This is a genomic window from Arenibacter sp. ARW7G5Y1 (assembly GCF_003201775.1).
Lineage (GTDB): Bacteria > Bacteroidota > Bacteroidia > Flavobacteriales > Flavobacteriaceae > Arenibacter.
Genome location: NZ_QJJZ01000002.1, coordinates 198,215 through 216,185 on the forward strand (window position 1 = coordinate 198,215; position 17,971 = coordinate 216,185).

The window sequence follows — 17,971 nt, forward strand, 5'->3', positions numbered from 1 at the left end:
TATTATTGTAGTCAATGCAGGGTTATGTGCTCCTAGAATGGTAGGTTCCATTTCTTGAAACATTGCCATAAAGGCTTTAAAAAAGTTTGAGAATGAAAGGTAGAATATTTGGTTTAATTGCAATGATGTTCATACAGTCCACGGTCCTAAATGCACAGCTATTGCAAGGGCCATTGCCTACGGACAAAAATCTATCATTTGATATCTCCTCCAAGGAAAGTCACAGGTTTACAATACAACTGGAAGGGGAGCAACTTACAAACTTCGAATTGGTTCAAAAAGGGATCGATGTGGTCATAACCACATATAATGTTGAAGGGCAGAAAATTAAAGATTTTGATAGTCCAAATGGTAAGTCTGGCTCAGAATTCTTCCATATCAAGTCTGATGTTGGAGGAATTTATGGTATTGAAGTTAAAGCCATTGATCAGAATGGTTTGGGCAGTTATGACATTGGTGTAATTCAATCAGAAACGCTAGCTGGCTCTCCGGAGCAACAGATGGAACAATTGCTTGCCCCGTGGGATAGGTCCTCTTCCCCTGGTTTTGCTGTTGCAGTAGTAGACAAAGGTGCAGTGGTTTATAAGAAAGGTTATGGAATTGCCAATTTAGAATACGACATTCCTATTGGTCCGGCCACAGTTTTTCATATAGCCTCTGTTTCAAAACAATTTACGGTGTTCGCCATACTACTACTGGAAAGGGCGGGTATGCTAAGTCTGGAGGATGATGTAAGGAAATATATTCCGGAGCTTGCTGATTTTGGTGAGACCATTACACTTAGACATTTGGCATCCCATACTAGCGGATTAAGGGATCAATGGGATATACTGGCCATGGCAGGTTGGCGAATGGATGATATTATAACCACCGAACACGTTATGAAACTTGTGGGCGCACAAAAGGAATTGAACTTTAAGCCGGGTGATGAATTTCTTTACTGTAATACGGGGTTTACTTTACTGGCCGAAGTTGTGGCGCGTTTAACCAATATGTCATTTGCCGAATTTACCAAAATTAAAATCTTCGATTCCTTGAAGATGAAGAACACTTTTTTTTATGATGATTACGAAAGAATTGTAAGGAACAGGGCGTATTCTTATCAAACGAGCGACACGGGATTGAAAAAAAGTGTTCTGAATTTTTCGAATGTGGGGCCCACAGGCCTTTTCACAACAGTGGAAGATCTGAGTCTTTGGGCTATGAATTTTTCTGATCCTATAATTGGCGACAGCGAGATGTTTAAAACCATGGATACACCGGCAGTTTTAAACAATGGCGAATCATTTGGCGGCGCCCTTGGCCAGTTTGTGGGCACCTATAAAGGACTGAAGGAAATACAACATGCGGGTAGCGATGCGGGGTACCGTTCTTATTTGACTCGTTTTCCGAACGAAGATTTGTCAGTAATAATTCTTAGTAATTCAGCAGATATTAAACCAGATTGGTTGGCCCATGAAATTGTGGATATATATCTTCAAAACAAAATTCAGATTCAGAGGAAGGAACCCTTGCCGAGTCCAAAACCAAGAGTTGGAAAATTATTAAGTAAAAAAAATGGGCTTCATAAATATAAAGGAAAATACAAGTTATCATCAAACTCATTGATAGGCGTCGATATAAATAATGGCAAGCTAACCTATCAAATTGATGGAGATGGAAAACATCATTTGGAGGCTATTTCCTACAACAAATTTTATGCAAAAAGTACCAACACCCAAATTCATTTTAATGCTGATGAACAAGGGATAATCAGGTCTATGAACTTAATAATGGGAGGTAAAAATTCCAAGGCTCAAAAATTGGTTACAACCCAACTTCAGGATTTTACGGGAAGTTTTTATAGTGGGGAATTATCAACTACCTATACCATCCAACTGATTCAGGGAAAACTAATAGTGAAACACCAGAGAATCCAGGATTTTGAATTATTCCCCTTAGGAGAAGATGCTTTTAAGGCCCGACCTTGGTTTTTTAAGAATATTAAGTTTATAAGAAACAAGAATAATGAGATAATTGGATGTAGGGTGTCTTCGAACAGAGCTAAAAATGTAGCATTTAAAAAAATAGTAACTCCCTAATTGGCATAAAAACCGAAAAAAACAAGGGTGTTGATTAGAAGCCCACAAAAAAAAACGGATATCATAGACATTGTATTGTTCTATCCGACTTAGGCTTATTAAAAATTAAAAACAATAAAACTTGAACATGAAAAAAGCAATTAAAAGTGAAATGGCCCCGAAGGCTATAGGTCCTTATAATCAGGCCATCGAGTGTAACGGAATGGTTTTTGTCTCGGGACAGTTACCCTTAAATTTAAATTCCGAAATGCCACAAAATGTCGCGGATCAAACAACGCAGGTTTTGAAAAATTTGGAATATGTTTTATTTGAAGCTGGGTTGAGTTTTGATAACGTGGTGAAAACCACATGCTATTTGACCGATATGGATGATTTTGCAGAAATGAACAAAGTGTATTCCTCCTGTTTTCAGAATGTACCGCCAGCAAGGGCTACAATCGCGGTGCGTTCATTGCCTCTTAACGCCTTGGTTGAGATTGAATGTATAGCAATTAGACCAAGTTAAATTGCTGATAATAGTTTGTTTTTTGTGGTAAACCGGGAATATGGGGCTGCTATCTGCTTTGGGAATTTATCACAATAACTTGCAGGTCCAGTAATCTTCCAGAAAATTTTGATCGAACAAAAATATGCCTTCAAATAAAATTTGAAGGCATATTCTTTTATAGCATCTTAAATTAGGACTTAATAGGTAAGGGGTTTAACCAAGGTATTATATCAATCATTTACGGATTTGTCCACCGCATATAGGATGCCTCCTAACACATGTTTTAAGAAATACTCTTCGGAGTAAGATTCCTCCGTGTGCCCCAAGGCGGTATAGAACATTCGTCCACCTTCAAATGGTTTGTACCAGGCAATGGGATGTTTATCTTTGTGATTCCCACCTTCATAGGTGGTTTCGTCCAGTGAAATGAGGACGTGGAAGTCTTCATCTATCCAACGAAAATTGTACCATTCGTCAAAGCGTTTCCATGTTTTTGGTAAGTGCTGTGTTGACAAATGATTGGTGTCGTTAACGATAAGGGTAGCCTCCTGTGGTTCTGGATGTCCATTAAAATAGCCGCCGATCATTCTGCCAAACCAGTCCCATTCATATTCTGTTGTAGATGCCCCGTGGATTCCAATAAAGCCTCCACCGGCTTGCATATATTCCCTAAAGGCAGTTTCCTGTTCCGTATTGAAAACATTTCCACTAGTGTTAAGGAACATGATACCATCATACTCCTGAAGTTTTTTGTGGTTGAACCATTCTGAATTTTCAGTGGCATCTACCTTAATCCCATTTTGGGCACAAAGGTTTTTGATTGCCTCTATGCTAACTTCAGTAGATTCGTGGCGGAAATCTTCGGTCTTTGAAAAAATAAGCAACTTTTTGGGCGACATATTCTGACACTGTATGTAAAACGGTGCTAAACATACCATGCAGAGGATCAGTAATGTGCTTTTTGGTTTCGTTAAAAAAGGTTTGAAAATCCCAAATATTTTTTCGCTCCCGAGTATCTTGACATGCATGTTGCTGATATTGGATTTTTTTTTCATTTTACTTAAAATTAAGTTTATTAAACATTGTATCGGTTTGGCAATATACAGGCATGTTCTACAAACCTGTACCCGTCTGCCAATCCCAAAGCGTACGGATCGTTCCCTGTGATGGTTCCATCACTTGGTTTCTGTGGCGGCGCTGCTAACCTTAAGGAATTCCAGGATGGCGTCGGCCTGTTCTTTGGATAGGACATCTTTGAAACTTGGCATTCCTTTGGTTAATCTACTACCATTCATTAGTATATTTTCAAATTCCTGTTCTACTCTAACTTTTAATGGCATTAGCTTTGGTGCTCTACCCGTGTCGTGACAGCCGGCACAGTTCATATCAAATAATTCATGTCCCAGTTTAATATCGGCTTTCGAGTAGTCCTCTATGCCACTCCTTCCCACAAGCTCGTCTTGCCGATCAAGTAAAGGTCTTTTAGGTACATCTCCCCTGCCTATTTTAAAAGCTACTATACGACCCTTATTGCCATAGAGGTAATCTGCATTGGTTTCCTGGTCGCCACTGACACCTGCCATGAGTGCAACAAATTGTTCATTTCCAACTTTATAGGTCATAGGGGCCGCTATAATACTGGTCCCAACATCAATATCATGAAGAAGTTCGCCTGTAGAAGCATCGTATATCTTAAGGAATCCATCTATACCGCCTTGAAAGACCAAATTGCCTTTTGTGGTCATTACACTGCCGTAGCGGCGATCTAGTCTTAATGTTTTTTTGGGATAGGTTATTTTGGCTTCCCAAACTACTTTTCGCTTTATGGGATCCCAGGCCTTAAGGAAAGATCTAGGTGAGGAATCCGGTTCCCCTTTTATGATTTCCTCAATGGGAGGCCAATCCTCGGGGAATGAACCATTGTCGTAAGCTGACCTTAAAATAGCTCCAGTATTCCAGCCTTTTTCCTTTACCTTAAATGGTGTTTTTTGGGCACTGTATATCTGACCGGCCTCTGTTGTGGGAATATAAACCAAACCCGTTTCAGGGTTAAAGGCCATAGGATTCCAATTATGTCCCCCTTGACTACTGGGGAAAATGAGTTTAGGGGTTTGTCTATAGTCGCCTTTGCCCGTTTCTACGGGTTTTCCGGTTTTTAAGTCCACATGGCTGGCCCAATTAATATATACGTAGGGATCGGCAGAAATGAGTTCTCCTGTTTTTCTATCGATTACATAGAAAAAGCCATTTTTTGGAGCCTGCATTATAACCTTTCGGTCACGACCATCAATAGTTAATTCTGCCAGGATCATCTTTTGGGTAGTGGTATAGTCCCAGTTGTCGGCAGGAGTAGTTTGATAGTGCCATAGGAGCTGTCCATTATCGGGGTTGATGGCCAATATACAATTTAAGAAAAGGTTGTCTCCACCGGCCGGACTTCGGAGATGTCTGCTCCACGGAGCTCCATTGCCAGTGCCTACGTATAGGATATTGAGCTCAGGGTCATAGGCCATACCATCCCATGCAGTGCCTCCCAAGCCATTTTCCCATACGCTATTGGGGTCCCAAGTCTTGGCTGCCATTTCCAATTCCGGATGCTCAAAGCCTTTTTTAGGATCTCCAGGTACGGTATAGAATCTCCAGGCCAATTCCCCACTTTTACTGTTATATGCAGAGATATATCCCCGTGCGTTGTATTCCCCCCCGCTATTACCAATAATAACCAAATCCTTTGCAATATATGGTGCTCCCGTACTGGAGTAGCCTTTTGTTCGGTCTACAATGGTGTCTACCCGCCAAACCTGCTCTCCTGTGCCGGCATCCAATGCATACAGGTAACCGTCCACAGAGGCAACATGCACAAGGCCTTTCCATACAGCAACGCCGCGGTTAGGGCCTGCACAACAATGGTTGTCAAAGACTTCCGCTGCTATCTCAGGTTTAAATGACCATAACAATTCCCCATTGACAGCGTTTAGTGCGTAAACATTGCCTTTATTTCCAGAAGTAAATAGAATACCGTCGACCACTATGGGTGTAGCTTGAAATGCAGTTTCAAAATCTATGTCGTACTGCCAACCAAACCCCAAGTGATCAATATTTTTTTTATTGATGTCATTTAGTGGTGAATAATAGGTTTGCTTATAATCACGTCCACCCGTTAGCCAGGATTCGGGTTCGTTATCAGCATTTAAAATACGTTCTTCGGTTATGTTACCTATTGTTTTATTTTTAGGGTTGCACCCAACAATACCTATAAGAATTAATAATATACAAATATTACAAATTGGCCTACGAACTTTGGGTATCATTAAAAGTTTCATTAAAGTATTTTTTAATACAGTACGTTTTTCTTGTAAAGTAGGAAGGCTATTTTTCATTGGTTCGTTTAGTGTAAATCATTTCCAAAAATTTTTCAACTGCTTTTTCTGCGAAGATCGGGTCATTAATATTGGCATCAATTTCTTCAATATCAATTTCAGGACTGAGGTTGCTCTTTAAAGCATCCAGAAATGCTTGGTCCGCCTGTGGATCCCAAAACAATTGTGGTTCATCTTTTTCATTTATTGAATCGAGCATAGAATACCCCTTGGTCGGTATAACAAATGCTATTTTTCCCTTTGCAGCATTGGCCTTTTGAGCAAATATTTTTCCCAGTTCCCGGTTTTCGTCTACAGTGGTCCTCATCAAAGTAACATTGGGGTTCCACTGATAGAACAATCGGTTGTTGTACTTTGAATTGATGGTTTCGGGGCTTCCAAAATTGCACATATCAATGCATCCCGGGGCTATAAGATGGGGGATGCCCATTTTTCCTGGGGCTTCAAGCCTTTCATTTCCTGCGTCGAAGACCCCGCCACATAAGGTGTCGGCCCATTCAGTGGTGGTCAGGTCCAATACACCTTCTATGACTCCATCGTTAACCAATTTTTCCATGGTTTTGCCACCTGCTCCAGTAGCGTGAAATATGAGGACCTCAAAACCTTTTGAACTGAGCATATCGCGGCAGCGATCGATACATGGCGTGGTATTTCCAAACATGGAGGCAGCAACTATGGGCTTTCCTTTCTCGATTTCCAATTTTACATCAAGCATTCCTGCCAATGCAGCTGCGGCATTGGTCAGGAAAATTTTACTTATGGTATTTATCCCGGCTATATCGGTCAAGGAGGGTGCCAAAATAATATCACTGGTCCCCAAGTAGGGGCCAACATCCCCGGATGCTACTGTAGAGATGCATATTTTGGGCATTCCGAAGGGCAGCGATCTCATGGCGGCCGTGACCATATTTGTACCTGCCGTGCCACCCATTCCTATTATGCCGTCAAATTGCTCTTTTGTGTGTAAACCTTTGGTTATCTCACTGGCGCCATTGGACATAACTGCAATTGCCTTGCCCCGGTCATTTGCTTCACGAAGGGTCGAGAGATCGGTTCCGGCAGCCCTTGCTACTTCCTGGGCGTCTATATCAATTTGAAATAGATCGGTAGCACCCATAACTCCGGTATTGATAGTAATTACTTGGAATCCTCTTTTTATAAAAAGGTCTATCACGAATTTGTATTCGATCGCCTTAGTATCAAAAGCACCAATGACTACAATTTTTTTAGACATTTTTTGGCTTGTTTTGTTTAAAGCTGATTTGTTTAAACCTTTTGATTTGATTGGTTATGGCCGTTTCGGTAGGGAGTCGCTCCATTGAACTGGCTCCGTAAAACCCATCGACCCCTATTACCCGGTCCATGATATATTGGGCATCCTCAGGTTCTGCAATGGGACCACCATGACATAATACTATGACTTCCTTGTTCAAGTTTTTACAAGTGTCGACAATCTCCTGAATATCCAATACACATTGTTCCATGGATTTGGAAGTTTGGGCGCCTATTTTTCCTTTCGTGGTTAGCCCCATATGCGCAACTATGACGTCCGCACCAGCTTCGGTCATTAGCTTGGCTTCAGTGGGGTTAAATACATAGGGGGTCGTTAGTAATTCTAAACTTCTCGCTGCCTTTACAAGTTCTACTTCCAACATATAACTCATACCGGTCTCTTCCAAATTGGCCCTAAATCCCCCATCTATCAAACCTACCGTTGGGAAATTTTGAATACCGGCAAACCCCATTCTTTTAAGGTCCTTTAAAAATGAATCCCGCAGCATAAATGGATCTGTCCCGCAAACCCCGGCCAATACGGGGGTATGTTTTACTGCTGGAAGGATTTCATAAGCCATTTCCTTGACAATGTCATTGGCATTGCCAAAAGGCAATAAACCTGATAACGAACCTCTGCCTGCCATCCGATAGCGACCGGAATTATAGATAACGATAAGGTCTATACCTCCCGCTTCTTCACATTGGGCGGAAATTCCTGTGCCGGCTCCCCCCCCGATTATGGGTTGCCCTTGGGCGATTTTTTCTTTGAGACTCTCAAGAATCTCCATTCTAGTTTGTGTATTCATTTTTTTAAAACGTTAAGTTACTCCCAATTGGCAATAACTGTTCCATTTCTAATCTGTATATCTGTTAAATATATAAATTACTTATTATCAGATATTTAATATTTCAATTATTTTAATTTTAATTTTTTTTTACAATTTTAACGAAAAAGAAGTGTTACCTTAGTTAACATTTTGTATCTATAAAGGTAACATTTTATGTAAACTTTGAATGGCTGTGTTTTCACTAAAAAATCTTGTTCGGGATACTTCAAAAATCTCATCGCCCATCATTTCAGTGGTGGCCGGAAATGGTCAAATAACCAAGTCCGCAGTGGCCTCAGGAGCCGATATGATAATAGCCCTAAATGCAGGGTTGTATCGAAACATGGGCTTCGGTTCCCTTGCGGCCTTTATGCCATACGGTAACGCAAATGATCAAACCGAACAATTGCTGAGACAACATATCCTGATTCATACAAAAAATACTCCTGTGGTGGCTGGGGTTTTTGCCGCTGATTCTACCCAGCCCATTAGAAACCGATTGGATAGGTTAAAGGAACTTGGGGTGGAAGGCATAACAAATTGGCCAGCAGTTGGATTCATTGATGGTAATTTTAGGTCCCACTTGGATGCGGAAGGAATCGACATATATAGTGAAGTGGAAATGCTGAAACAGGCAAAGGAATTTGGGTTTGTTACCTTCGGTTTTGCCCTGTCGGCCGAAGAAGCTTTCATATTTGCAAAAAATGGTGTTGATGCATTGATACTTAATGTAGGACTTACTTTTGAAATTCAGGATACCATAGAAAAACGCAATCAATTACAACTGTCCATTACCAAGGCAAAAGAGATGTTGTCTAGAGTACATGAATCGGGACGCGAACCCTTTTCCCTCATTTATGGCGGTTCCATCACTGAGCCTGAAGATTTTGTAGAGTTTTTTAAACAAGTTCCGATAAAGGGTTATGCGGGAGGGTCGGTTTTTGAGCGTTTCCCTGTAGTGGAAACTGTCAACACCAGGGTAAGAAGCTTTAAAAGTATATTTCTGGAAGATCATGGAACGAATCATCCTGAAAAATTCGGAACCTTAATCGGGTCTTCGCCAAAAATGAAGAACCTGTTCAAATTAATACAGAAGATCGCCCCATATGATGTAAATGTGTGTATTGGGGGTGAATCCGGTACAGGTAAAGAACTTGTGGCCACTCAAATCCATATGCTCAGTTCAAGGAAAAACAATCCGTTCATTACGGTCAATTGTGCCGCTATTCCCGATACTCTTGTGGAAAGTGAGTTCTTTGGCTATGAAAAAGGAGCATTTACCGGGGCCACATATCGAAAGTTGGGCAAATTTGAACTTGCCAATAAAGGGACACTGTTTTTAGATGAAATAGCCGATTTAAGTCCACACGCCCAAGCTGCTTTGCTTAGGGTAATACAACAAGGGGAGATTGTTACACTGGGGGGGCAAAAACCAATTCCCGTAGACGTAAGAATTCTTTGTGCCTCCAACCAAAACCTTGAGGAACTTGTTAAGGAGGATAAATTTAGATTGGATTTATACTTTCGTCTCAGTGCCATTACGATCAGCATTCCCCCCCTAAGGGAAAGAATAGGGGATATTCCCCTATTGGTAGCAAACATACTCAATAAACTCTCCATAAAATTTGACAAAAAATTATTGGGTACTACCAAAGATTTTATGGATCAGCTCAAAAGTAATTACTGGCCCGGAAATGTTCGGGAACTGGAACAGGTGGTAACACGACATTCATTAATTGAGGATAGCCCAATTTTACAAGGGGATTCCACGCTTTTTGGAGAAATGACTTTCCCTCAACAGGTGGTAACCTTGGATAAATACCAAAAAGCGCAAAAAGCCTTGATCGAGGCAGGATATAATAAATCCAAGGCCGCACTGGCATTGGGTATAAGTCGCAAAACACTTTACCAATGGCTTGAATCAAATAATTAGTCCGTTAAATGGGTCATCTCTTATATCCTTTGGAGGAAGAAAAAGAAAAAGGATAGGAATTGAAGTATCCTGTAGATAGCTTGTTTAATGTTTCTTATACACAATTAAAGCTTCTTTGACTGAAGCCAAAAAAAAAAAAAGTGGCCAAAGTATTATGGTTTATGGCGATTAGCAAAGATTCATTTTATTTTGCACCAAGTTTGACCCATCCAAAAATGAACTACTGATGAAACAAATAACTGTAATTAAGGGAGATATTTTACAACGCAAAGGAGATATAAACACTAAGGCGTATATTGTTGAAAGTGGTTTACTGCGTAGCTATTCTATTGATGATAAAGGGAAGGAACACATTTATATGTTTGGACCGGAAAACTGGTTAGTGGCCGATATTTGCGAGTCCAACACCCCTTGCCAACTTTATATAGATGTAATTGAGGACGCTGTCCTGACAGTGGCTTCCAAAGAGGAGTTAATGGAAAGAGGTCCGGACATTGATGCTCTGTTGAGACGATTAAATACAATGCAGGCCAGGATTATAATGTTAATGAGTTCCAATGCTTTGGAGCGATATGAACATTTTGTTCAAACCTATCCAAACATTATCCAACGGGTACCTCTAAAAATGATTGCCTCTTATTTGGGAATTACACCCGAAGCTTTGAGTCGTGTTCGACATCAACTAACCCAAAGAAAATAAGCCTATTTCATTTCTTGATGTACATCAAGGCAGGGGTTCTCCAAATGAGGGAGTTTTGTGCCATCAAATAAATATAAGAGAAATGACAAATCAAAAAAACAACAAGGCAATTCATATAGTATTGTGGGTTGCACAGGGATTATTGGCAGCTATGTTTATCATGGCGGGTTTAATGAAGGCATCCCAGCCTATTGAAGTATTGGCGGAATCAGTTCCGTGGGTAACGGAGGTTTCCTCCGGTTTGGTACGCTTTATTGGAATTAGTGAATTATTAGGGGGCTTAGGTTTAATAATACCTTCCATTTTTCGATTCAAAACCTTTTTAACTGTTTGGGCTGCTCTTGGTCTTGCTGCAGTAATGGTATTGGCTGCTGGATTTCATGCCTCACAAGGTGAATTTTCCGCTATCGGAATGAATATTGTATTACTTGCAATTGCTTTATTTATTGCTTGGGGCAGGAGTAAAAAAACACCAATTCTGGCCAAGTAAAAAACACGGTTCTTTATTGCTCCTTTACAATTTAAGTATGATATCAATGAAAGTTGCCAACATCCCATAAGAGGTATTAAGGGATTTGTCCAATGTATTGGCATGTAGATTCAAGTTGCCCATTGCTACTACTTCGGGTTGTTTTTCCTAAATTTACTGCCTATGGAGAAGAGCAAAATTAAAAATATATTTGTGTCAGGAGCAATAAGCCCGGAGTTCATTGCCAATTCCATTGCAAAGCACCAGTCCAAAACCACTATTGGGGCACACGATATCTTTTTGGGCCAGGTACGGGCAGATCCAATTGATGGGCAGGAAGTGGCCGCTATAGAATATACGGCCTATGAGGAAATGGCCAATCAGAAATTCCACGAAATCAGGGAAGCTACCTTTGCCAGGTTTAACTTAAGCTGTATGCACATCCACCACAGTTTGGGTAAGGTAAATGCGGGAGAAATATGCCTCTTTGTTTTTGTGTCATCGCCACACCGAAAAGAAGTTTTTGAGGCCATGCACCATGTGGTGGAAGAGATAAAAAATCAGGTTCCCATTTTTGGTAAGGAACTGTTTGAGGATAATTCCTATCAATGGAAAGTAAATAAGTAAAAATGGTAGATATTACCCATAAAAAAGCAACCTTGCGTACAGCTGTAGCACAAGCTATAGTTCAAGTAAGTTCGGCAGATACCATTAGCGCAATACATAATAAAACCGTGCCCAAGGGCGATGTGTTTGCCATGAGCAAAGCGGCCGGTTTATTGGGGGTTAAAAAGACGGCAGACCTTTTGCCGGACTGTCATCCCTTACCTATAGAATTTACCGATATTTCCTATGCTATTGACGGTCTTCGGATTACGGTTTTGGTTACGGTGAAGACTATCTACAAAACCGGCGTTGAGGTAGAGGCCATGCACGGCGCCAGCATAGTGGCCCTAAATATGTACGATATGCTAAAGCCCATAGACAAGGGCATCGAAATACAGAATATTAAATTATTGAGAAAAACGGGAGGTAAGTCCGATATAGGTAGCGACCTATAATTTTCCAGTCAATAATATTTAACAGTTACTTAAGAGAATCTGTGCATATCTTTGTGGTGTGAAAAAAACAAGGCACTTGCTTTTTTTTAGGATTCTAGCGCTTATACTTTTATTAGCTATGGGCCAGGTCTCTATGGCTACCACCAAGGAGGCCAAAGAAGTTAAGGCCGGGGTTCAGGGTGAGATCCAAACGGATCATCATCTAAGCTACCAGATGCCGAACTCTGGGCATACTATGCTCCTGGCGGATGGCAATTATCAATTGCCAACAGTTAACGAGCTAAGGCCCAATCTCAATTTATTTTCCCCTAGTACTATAAGTTGCCTTTCCGTACTCAAGGAAAAGGAGCTTATGTCCCTAAAAAGGGAGGTCCAAATTATTGCTAGTTTGGACGCGCTAACCATTATCTACCCCTTTCACACCTTTTTATAAGTTTTTCCATTAGTCGCACAAAATTCCAGAATAACCAATTTTGGAAATTCCCCCATGGCATACATTGGTTATGGCTGGAGGGAAGACAATTAATAAATGGAATAATTATAAAAAAATATATTATGAATATATCAATGTTGTTGGTATCAGCTTTATTGGTGCTTTGCACCATCATACCTTTTGTAGTCCTCAATAAATCGGGAAAAGGGGATTTAAAAATAATGTCCAAGGAGATTAAAAACTTAATGGTACAATCAAAACTGAAACTCGATTTAAAGGAAAGCTGGGGCAATACTTTCATTGGCCTGGATTCAGAGAATAAGAAACTTGTTTTTTCAAAAGTATTTGATGGCATTGTGGCGCTGGAAAATATTGATCTCAATACAGTTTCAAATGTCAAAATAGTAAAGAAGACCCACGTGGTCAAGTCCAAAAACAAGAAGGAGTTGGTTTTGGAAAAATTGGATTTGGAGATTAGTTTTTTAGATACTGAATTAGCAGCCAAGACCCTTAACTTTTATGACATCAACAGTATTTACATGGAGGATTATGAACTTGTCCGGGCCGAAAAATGGAATACTGCCATTAATGGTGTTTTAAAAGCAACTATAGAAAGGGCCAAGGTGGCCTAATTTCCTAGGTTTTTTATTAGTTAACATAGTTAAGGGCAATCTGTATTTTGGAAAATAGACTTTTCGGAATGCAGATTGCCCTTTTTAATGCCATATATTTTTGCAGGCAAAGGATTTAGAATTACTCCCGTTTTGTCCAAATTTCATTTAAGGGGTCGCCCTTACTGCTTTTACCGGTATGGTGCCAATCCTTGCCGTTTAACTCATAATTGAAGGATAGCGCCGCTCCCACCCGGGAATTGTCCCTGGAGAAATAGTTTATATTTTCTATGTATTTGCCATTGGTAGCGTTATAGGTTCCGCCCCCGCTGCCAAAAAATTCAAAGGTTTCGGTATTATAGGCAATCCATTGAAAGTGACCGTTCAACAAATATTTCATAGTCTTTCTTGGTCTGGACGTATCCCTTCTTTGCTCCCCTTGCTCCGTTACCCTTCCGGTCATTAACCACTTGCCGTCCAAATCCTGGGTGCCAAGTTTGGTGGGCGTAAAGGTCATAGGCTTTGTGCCTTGGAGTATCAATTTCCCTTTTTGTAGCCTATAGGGAATATTTATACTGGTAATTTTATCTTCTTTATGGTTGGAGTTAAACTCGAGGTCAACCATCAGCTTATTGCCAGAGGTAGAGTAGTATCCCCCCATCGTTTTTATAAATTCTGCAGGCGACTCTTTATAGATGGTATGTACGTAATAATCCGCGTCCAATTTCAGCTCGTGATGAAGGGTGCCATCCTTGTTTTTTTCCTCAAAATGATAAACGTTGGCCGGTATTTGGGCCGTAATTGTATTGAAAAAAGTGAGGAAGAGGGCAAGGCCAATAAAAATATTGATTTTTTTAAGCTTCATAACTATCTGGTTTTTATTTAAAAATAGTCAAGAAAAGGTTAAAAATCAACGCTTTGGGTTTAATTTTTAGTTAATTTTTTACTATTTGGAAAATTCATTTTTTACTTCGACGTAAAATTTTTTAAAACGCTTGTTTTTTCATTTTTTTTGTTTTCATTTGTCACATCAATTTAGCCTTAAATTTTATATTGATATTAGCATCTAGTTGAGTATAATGAACCATATTTACAAATTTGGATTTCTGGCAGCAGCAAGGTTTATGTCGCTGAAATTTAACGGTATAGGTAGCCCGAGTTTGCTTGGTGTTCCAAATTTTTCTTCCATAGTGTGCAGTCAGCATGACTATTTTTTTATTCCTACCACTGAAAAGCAGATAATTGTTTAGGGATTTAGTTATAATTTCCAATATTATTTGCATTTGGCGATGCTATTTACTTATTTACAATTCATATATTTATTTAAATGAACACGAAGTACATTAATCTGATAGATCAGACCTACTATTTTCCACAGGAAGAGTTTTCTTTGGATGGTGAAAACCTAAAGTTCCATGGAATACCCCTTATGGATTTGGTAGCGCAATATGGTAGTCCTTTGAAGTTTACCTATTTGCCTAAAATTTCGGAAAATATCAACAAGGCAAAGGAATGGTTTAAAATAGCCATGGAGAAAAACAATTACAAAGGCAAATACCACTATTGCTATTGTACTAAAAGTTCCCATTTTAAGCCGGTTTTGAACGAGGCATTAAAGAATGATATCCATATAGAGACGTCTTCGGCCTTTGATATTAATATTGTTGAAAAATTAAAGGAAAACGGAAAGATCAAGGATAATACCTATATCATATGCAACGGATTTAAAAGGGATCAATATATTGTCAACATAGCTAATCTTATAAATCAAGGTCACCAGAATTGTATTCCCATTATTGATAATTACGAGGAAATTGACCTTTTGTCCGATGTCATCAATGATACTTTTAAGGTGGGAATCAGAATTGCATCCGAAGAGGAGCCAAAGTTCGAATTTTATACTTCTCGATTGGGGATAGGATATAAAAATATTGTACCTTTTTACGAGAACCAAATTAAGGACAATGACAAGGTAGAATTGAAAATGCTACACTTTTTTATTAATACCGGTATTCGTGACAATGCCTATTATTGGAACGAACTGGTGAAATGTTTAAAGGTGTACGTAAGGCTTAAAAAGATTTGTCCATCCTTGGACAGCCTCAATATTGGTGGTGGTTTCCCCATTAAAAACTCTTTGGCTTTTGATTACGACTACCAGTACATGATAGATGAGATCATAAACCAAATTAATATTGCCTGTCAGGAAGCGGATGTTGCAGTCCCAAATATTTTTACCGAATTTGGTAGTTTTACGGTAGGTGAGAGTGGTGGTGCCATTTATGAAATACTATATCAGAAGCAGCAGAACGATCGGGAAAAGTGGAATATGATCGACTCTTCCTTCATTACCACCTTGCCGGATACCTGGGCCATTAATAAACGTTTTATTATGTTGGCCATTAACCGTTGGCAAGATGAATATGAAAGGGTGTTGTTGGGCGGACTAACCTGCGATAGTGATGACTATTACAATAGCGAGCAAAATATGAATGCCATTTATTTGCCCAAGTACAGAAAGGATAAACCGCTGTATATTGGATTCTTTAATACAGGTGCCTATCAGGAGACCATTGGGGGTTATGGCGGGTTGCAGCATTGTTTAATACCGCATCCGAAACATATTTTAATAGATAAGGACGAAAACGGAAATATAACGACCAAATTATTTAGTGAACAACAAAAGGCAGAGGATCTGCTTAAAATTTTGGGATATGAAATGAATCTTAGCGGCAATAGTGAAGTTAGCGAACCCGTTGAGCAGAAAATTAAATCTGACTTTTAAAATCAATAAACTTTAAACAAATGAACACAACTAACAATTACGCTGGCATACCAGACGAGTTTGCGCAATTGGAAAAGGCAAAGGTAGTTTTAATTCCTGTGCCTTATGATGGAACCAGTACCTGGGGAAAAGGGGCGAACAAAGGGCCAAAGGCTTTTTTGGAAGCGTCGGAAAATATGGAATTGTATGATATAGAAACCGATACGGAAGTCTATCAGCAAGGGATATATTTGGCGAATTCCATAGATGAGGACAGTTCTCCGGAGGCTATGGTCAATGAGGTACACAGGGTTACCAAGGAGTATATAAAACGCAATAAGTTCGTTACCCTTTTCGGAGGCGAACATTCTATCTCCATAGGTACCATTAGGGCTTTTAATGAGTGTTTTGATAACCTTACCGTGTTGCATATAGATGCACATGCAGATTTAAGGAAATCATACGATGGCAGTAAATTCAATCACGCCTGTGCTGTTCATGAGGCAAGTCAGACCACCAACCTTGTTCAAGTTGGGATACGTAGTATGGATGCCATTGAAAAAACCTTTATGGATGAGGAAAAAACTTTTTTTGCCCATGATATGGTTAACGATGAATATTGGACAGATAAGGTAATAGATCTAATGACGGACAATGTCTTTATAACTTTTGACCTGGACGCATTGGACCCATCCATTATGCCGTCTACCGGCACTCCGGAGCCAGGGGGGCTGTTTTACTATGAGACCTTGGAGTTTCTAAAGCAGGTGTTTGAGGATAAAAATGTGGTAGGATTTGATATTGTTGAACTTTGTCCCAATAATACGGATAAATCTTCCGATTTCCTTGCGGCCAAATTATATTATAAAATGCTGAGCTATAAGTTTATGAGCGAGGCAGTAGGGGATGAATACGACAATACGTATGACGTTGATTCCAAAGTGGGAGGCAATAACATTTTAAAATTCGACGATGACGAAGACTAAAGGGGAAATTTCCAATTTTATTGAAAAGTATTATTTACATTTTAATGCGGCCGCTTTGGTGGATGCTGCAAAGGGATATGAAGACCAGCTAAAGCAGGGGTCCAAAATGTTGGTTTCCCTGGCGGGAGCCATGAGTACAGCAGAATTGGGAAAAATATTTGCCGAGGTTATCCGGCAGGATAAGGTGCATATCGTTTCCTGTACAGGTGCCAATTTGGAAGAGGATATCATGAATTTGGTGGCCCATTCGCATTATAAGCGTGTGCCCAATTACCGAGATCTAACCCCTCAGGACGAGTGGGATCTATTGGAGAAGGGCTTAAACAGGGTAACGGATACCTGTATCCCGGAGCATGAGGCATTCCGAAGACTGCAAAAGCATATTTTTGAAATTTGGAAAAAAGCAGAGGACGCCGGAGAAAGATATTTGCCACATGAGTTTATGTACAAATTGTTGCTTTCCGGGGTTTTGGAAGAATATTACGAGATAGATATCAAGGACTCGTGGATGTATGCCGCTGCTGAAAAGAATCTGCCCATAGTTTGCCCAGGTTGGGAGGACAGTACCATGGGGAATATCTTTGCCTCTTACGTGGTAAAAGGGGAGTTAAAGGCCAGTACTATGAAGTCTGGGATTGAATATATGACCTTTCTGGCAGATTGGTATACCGCCAATTCTGAAAAAGGGATCGGATTTTTTCAGATTGGTGGTGGCATTGCGGGAGATTTCCCAATCTGCGTGGTGCCTATGTTGTACCAAGACCTTGAAAGGACCGATACACCGTTTTGGAGTTATTTCTGCCAAATAAGTGACTCTACCACAAGTTATGGTTCCTACTCGGGTGCTGTGCCAAATGAGAAAATTACCTGGGGAAAATTGGATATAAACACCCCTAAGTTTATTATTGAAAGTGATGCAACCATTGTTGCGCCCTTAATTTTTGCATACCTATTAGACATGTAG

At 40.0% G+C, this 17,971-nt stretch carries 17 protein-coding genes; 12 read left to right on the forward strand and 5 right to left on the reverse strand.

The annotated features are described in order from the left end of the window. Positions 1-92: 92 nt before the first annotated feature. Together C7972_RS04030 and C7972_RS04035 are read left to right on the forward strand one after the other, a co-directional pair. Positions 93-2,081, forward strand: coding sequence for a serine hydrolase (locus tag C7972_RS04030; RefSeq protein WP_110354947.1), 1,989 nt, complete (start codon positions 93-95; stop codon positions 2,079-2,081). Positions 2,082-2,208: 127 nt separating this feature from the next. After that, the gene (locus C7972_RS04035; protein WP_110354948.1) at positions 2,209-2,586 is read left to right on the forward strand and encodes a RidA family protein; all 378 of its coding nucleotides are present in this window, start codon (positions 2,209-2,211) and stop codon (positions 2,584-2,586) included. 212 nt (positions 2,587-2,798) lie between these two features. Here the strand turns inward: C7972_RS04035 and C7972_RS04040 are convergent, their stop codons facing one another. From C7972_RS04040 to C7972_RS04055, 4 genes are all read right to left on the reverse strand, one after another. Beyond that, complete coding sequence (locus C7972_RS04040) at positions 2,799-3,623, reverse strand: ThuA domain-containing protein (protein ID WP_110354949.1); 825 nt, start codon at positions 3,621-3,623, stop codon at positions 2,799-2,801. Between the two features lie 120 nt (positions 3,624-3,743). Further along, positions 3,744-5,891 carry a PQQ-dependent dehydrogenase, methanol/ethanol family gene (locus C7972_RS04045; protein WP_181422816.1) on the reverse strand — a complete coding sequence of 716 codons (2,148 nt, stop codon included), beginning with the start codon at positions 5,889-5,891 and terminating at the stop codon, positions 3,744-3,746. Between the two features lie 46 nt (positions 5,892-5,937). Further along, the gene (locus C7972_RS04050) at positions 5,938-7,182 is read right to left on the reverse strand and encodes a Tm-1-like ATP-binding domain-containing protein (RefSeq protein WP_110354951.1); all 1,245 of its coding nucleotides are present in this window, start codon (positions 7,180-7,182) and stop codon (positions 5,938-5,940) included. Beyond that, positions 7,175-8,029 (reverse strand): phosphoenolpyruvate hydrolase family protein, encoded by an 855-nt coding sequence (locus C7972_RS04055; RefSeq protein WP_110354952.1) that lies wholly within the window; start codon positions 8,027-8,029, stop codon positions 7,175-7,177. Before C7972_RS04055 ends, C7972_RS04050 begins: the two co-directional genes overlap by 8 nt. A gap of 214 nt (positions 8,030-8,243) precedes the next feature. On the opposite strand from C7972_RS04055, the gene C7972_RS04060 reads away from it, so the two are divergent. From C7972_RS04060 to C7972_RS04090, 7 genes are all read left to right on the forward strand, one after another. Next, on the forward strand, positions 8,244-9,983 hold the full coding sequence (locus C7972_RS04060; protein WP_220020866.1) for a phosphoenolpyruvate hydrolase family protein: 1,740 nt from the start codon (positions 8,244-8,246) through the stop codon (positions 9,981-9,983). A gap of 226 nt (positions 9,984-10,209) precedes the next feature. Further along, positions 10,210-10,683 carry a Crp/Fnr family transcriptional regulator gene (locus C7972_RS04065; RefSeq protein WP_110354954.1) on the forward strand — a complete coding sequence of 158 codons (474 nt, stop codon included), beginning with the start codon at positions 10,210-10,212 and terminating at the stop codon, positions 10,681-10,683. 82 nt (positions 10,684-10,765) lie between these two features. Then, positions 10,766-11,173, forward strand: a complete 408-nt coding sequence (locus C7972_RS04070) for a DoxX family protein (RefSeq protein ID WP_110354955.1) — start codon at positions 10,766-10,768, stop codon at positions 11,171-11,173. 162 nt (positions 11,174-11,335) lie between these two features. Continuing rightward, positions 11,336-11,779 (forward strand): molybdenum cofactor biosynthesis protein MoaE, encoded by a 444-nt coding sequence (locus C7972_RS04075; RefSeq protein ID WP_110354956.1) that lies wholly within the window; start codon positions 11,336-11,338, stop codon positions 11,777-11,779. 2 nt (positions 11,780-11,781) lie between these two features. Then, positions 11,782-12,213: a cyclic pyranopterin monophosphate synthase MoaC gene (gene moaC, locus C7972_RS04080; RefSeq protein WP_110354957.1), complete on the forward strand. Its 432-nt coding sequence runs from the start codon at positions 11,782-11,784 to the stop codon at positions 12,211-12,213. A 118-nt stretch (positions 12,214-12,331) separates the two neighbouring features. Then, positions 12,332-12,646 carry a hypothetical protein gene (locus C7972_RS04085; RefSeq protein WP_146216262.1) on the forward strand — a complete coding sequence of 105 codons (315 nt, stop codon included), beginning with the start codon at positions 12,332-12,334 and terminating at the stop codon, positions 12,644-12,646. A gap of 122 nt (positions 12,647-12,768) precedes the next feature. After that, positions 12,769-13,278, forward strand: coding sequence for a hypothetical protein (locus C7972_RS04090; RefSeq protein ID WP_110354959.1), 510 nt, complete (start codon positions 12,769-12,771; stop codon positions 13,276-13,278). A 121-nt stretch (positions 13,279-13,399) separates the two neighbouring features. Here C7972_RS04090 and C7972_RS04095 read toward each other — a convergent pair whose 3' ends face one another. Continuing rightward, entirely contained in the window at positions 13,400-14,122 is a 723-nt protein-coding gene (locus C7972_RS04095) for a hypothetical protein (RefSeq protein WP_110354960.1), read from the reverse strand. 462 nt (positions 14,123-14,584) lie between these two features. On the opposite strand from C7972_RS04095, the gene C7972_RS04105 reads away from it, so the two are divergent. From C7972_RS04105 to C7972_RS04115, 3 genes are read left to right on the forward strand one after another with little or no spacing between them, the layout of a single operon-like run. Beyond that, on the forward strand, positions 14,585-16,042 hold the full coding sequence (locus C7972_RS04105; RefSeq protein WP_110354962.1) for an arginine decarboxylase: 1,458 nt from the start codon (positions 14,585-14,587) through the stop codon (positions 16,040-16,042). A gap of 20 nt (positions 16,043-16,062) precedes the next feature. Beyond that, positions 16,063-17,007, forward strand: a complete 945-nt coding sequence (gene speB / locus C7972_RS04110; protein ID WP_110354963.1) for an agmatinase — start codon at positions 16,063-16,065, stop codon at positions 17,005-17,007. Continuing rightward, positions 16,994-17,971 carry a deoxyhypusine synthase family protein gene (locus C7972_RS04115; protein WP_110354964.1) on the forward strand — a complete coding sequence of 326 codons (978 nt, stop codon included), beginning with the start codon at positions 16,994-16,996 and terminating at the stop codon, positions 17,969-17,971. Before speB ends, C7972_RS04115 begins: the two co-directional genes overlap by 14 nt.

Excerpts from the sequence above, each read along its gene's own strand:
- C7972_RS04105 (WP_110354962.1), top strand. The coding sequence starts at position 14,585 with ATGAACACGAAGTACATTAATCTGATAGATCAGACCTACTATTTTCCA.
- C7972_RS04090 (WP_110354959.1), top strand. The coding sequence starts at position 12,769 with ATGAATATATCAATGTTGTTGGTATCAGCTTTATTGGTGCTTTGCACC.
- C7972_RS04045 (WP_181422816.1), bottom strand. The coding sequence starts at position 5,891 with ATGAAACTTTTAATGATACCCAAAGTTCGTAGGCCAATTTGTAATATT.
- C7972_RS04070 (WP_110354955.1), top strand. The coding sequence starts at position 10,766 with ATGACAAATCAAAAAAACAACAAGGCAATTCATATAGTATTGTGGGTT.
- C7972_RS04095 (WP_110354960.1), bottom strand. The coding sequence starts at position 14,122 with ATGAAGCTTAAAAAAATCAATATTTTTATTGGCCTTGCCCTCTTCCTC.
- C7972_RS04035 (WP_110354948.1), top strand. The coding sequence starts at position 2,209 with ATGAAAAAAGCAATTAAAAGTGAAATGGCCCCGAAGGCTATAGGTCCT.
- C7972_RS04075 (WP_110354956.1), top strand. The coding sequence starts at position 11,336 with ATGGAGAAGAGCAAAATTAAAAATATATTTGTGTCAGGAGCAATAAGC.
- C7972_RS04050 (WP_110354951.1), bottom strand. The coding sequence starts at position 7,182 with ATGTCTAAAAAAATTGTAGTCATTGGTGCTTTTGATACTAAGGCGATC.
- C7972_RS04030 (WP_110354947.1), top strand. The coding sequence starts at position 93 with ATGAAAGGTAGAATATTTGGTTTAATTGCAATGATGTTCATACAGTCC.
- C7972_RS04115 (WP_110354964.1), top strand. The coding sequence starts at position 16,994 with ATGACGAAGACTAAAGGGGAAATTTCCAATTTTATTGAAAAGTATTAT.
- C7972_RS04085 (WP_146216262.1), top strand. The coding sequence starts at position 12,332 with ATGGGCCAGGTCTCTATGGCTACCACCAAGGAGGCCAAAGAAGTTAAG.
- C7972_RS04065 (WP_110354954.1), top strand. The coding sequence starts at position 10,210 with ATGAAACAAATAACTGTAATTAAGGGAGATATTTTACAACGCAAAGGA.
- C7972_RS04040 (WP_110354949.1), bottom strand. The coding sequence starts at position 3,623 with ATGAAAAAAAAATCCAATATCAGCAACATGCATGTCAAGATACTCGGG.
- speB (WP_110354963.1), top strand. The coding sequence starts at position 16,063 with ATGAACACAACTAACAATTACGCTGGCATACCAGACGAGTTTGCGCAA.
- C7972_RS04055 (WP_110354952.1), bottom strand. The coding sequence starts at position 8,029 with ATGAATACACAAACTAGAATGGAGATTCTTGAGAGTCTCAAAGAAAAA.
- moaC (WP_110354957.1), top strand. The coding sequence starts at position 11,782 with ATGGTAGATATTACCCATAAAAAAGCAACCTTGCGTACAGCTGTAGCA.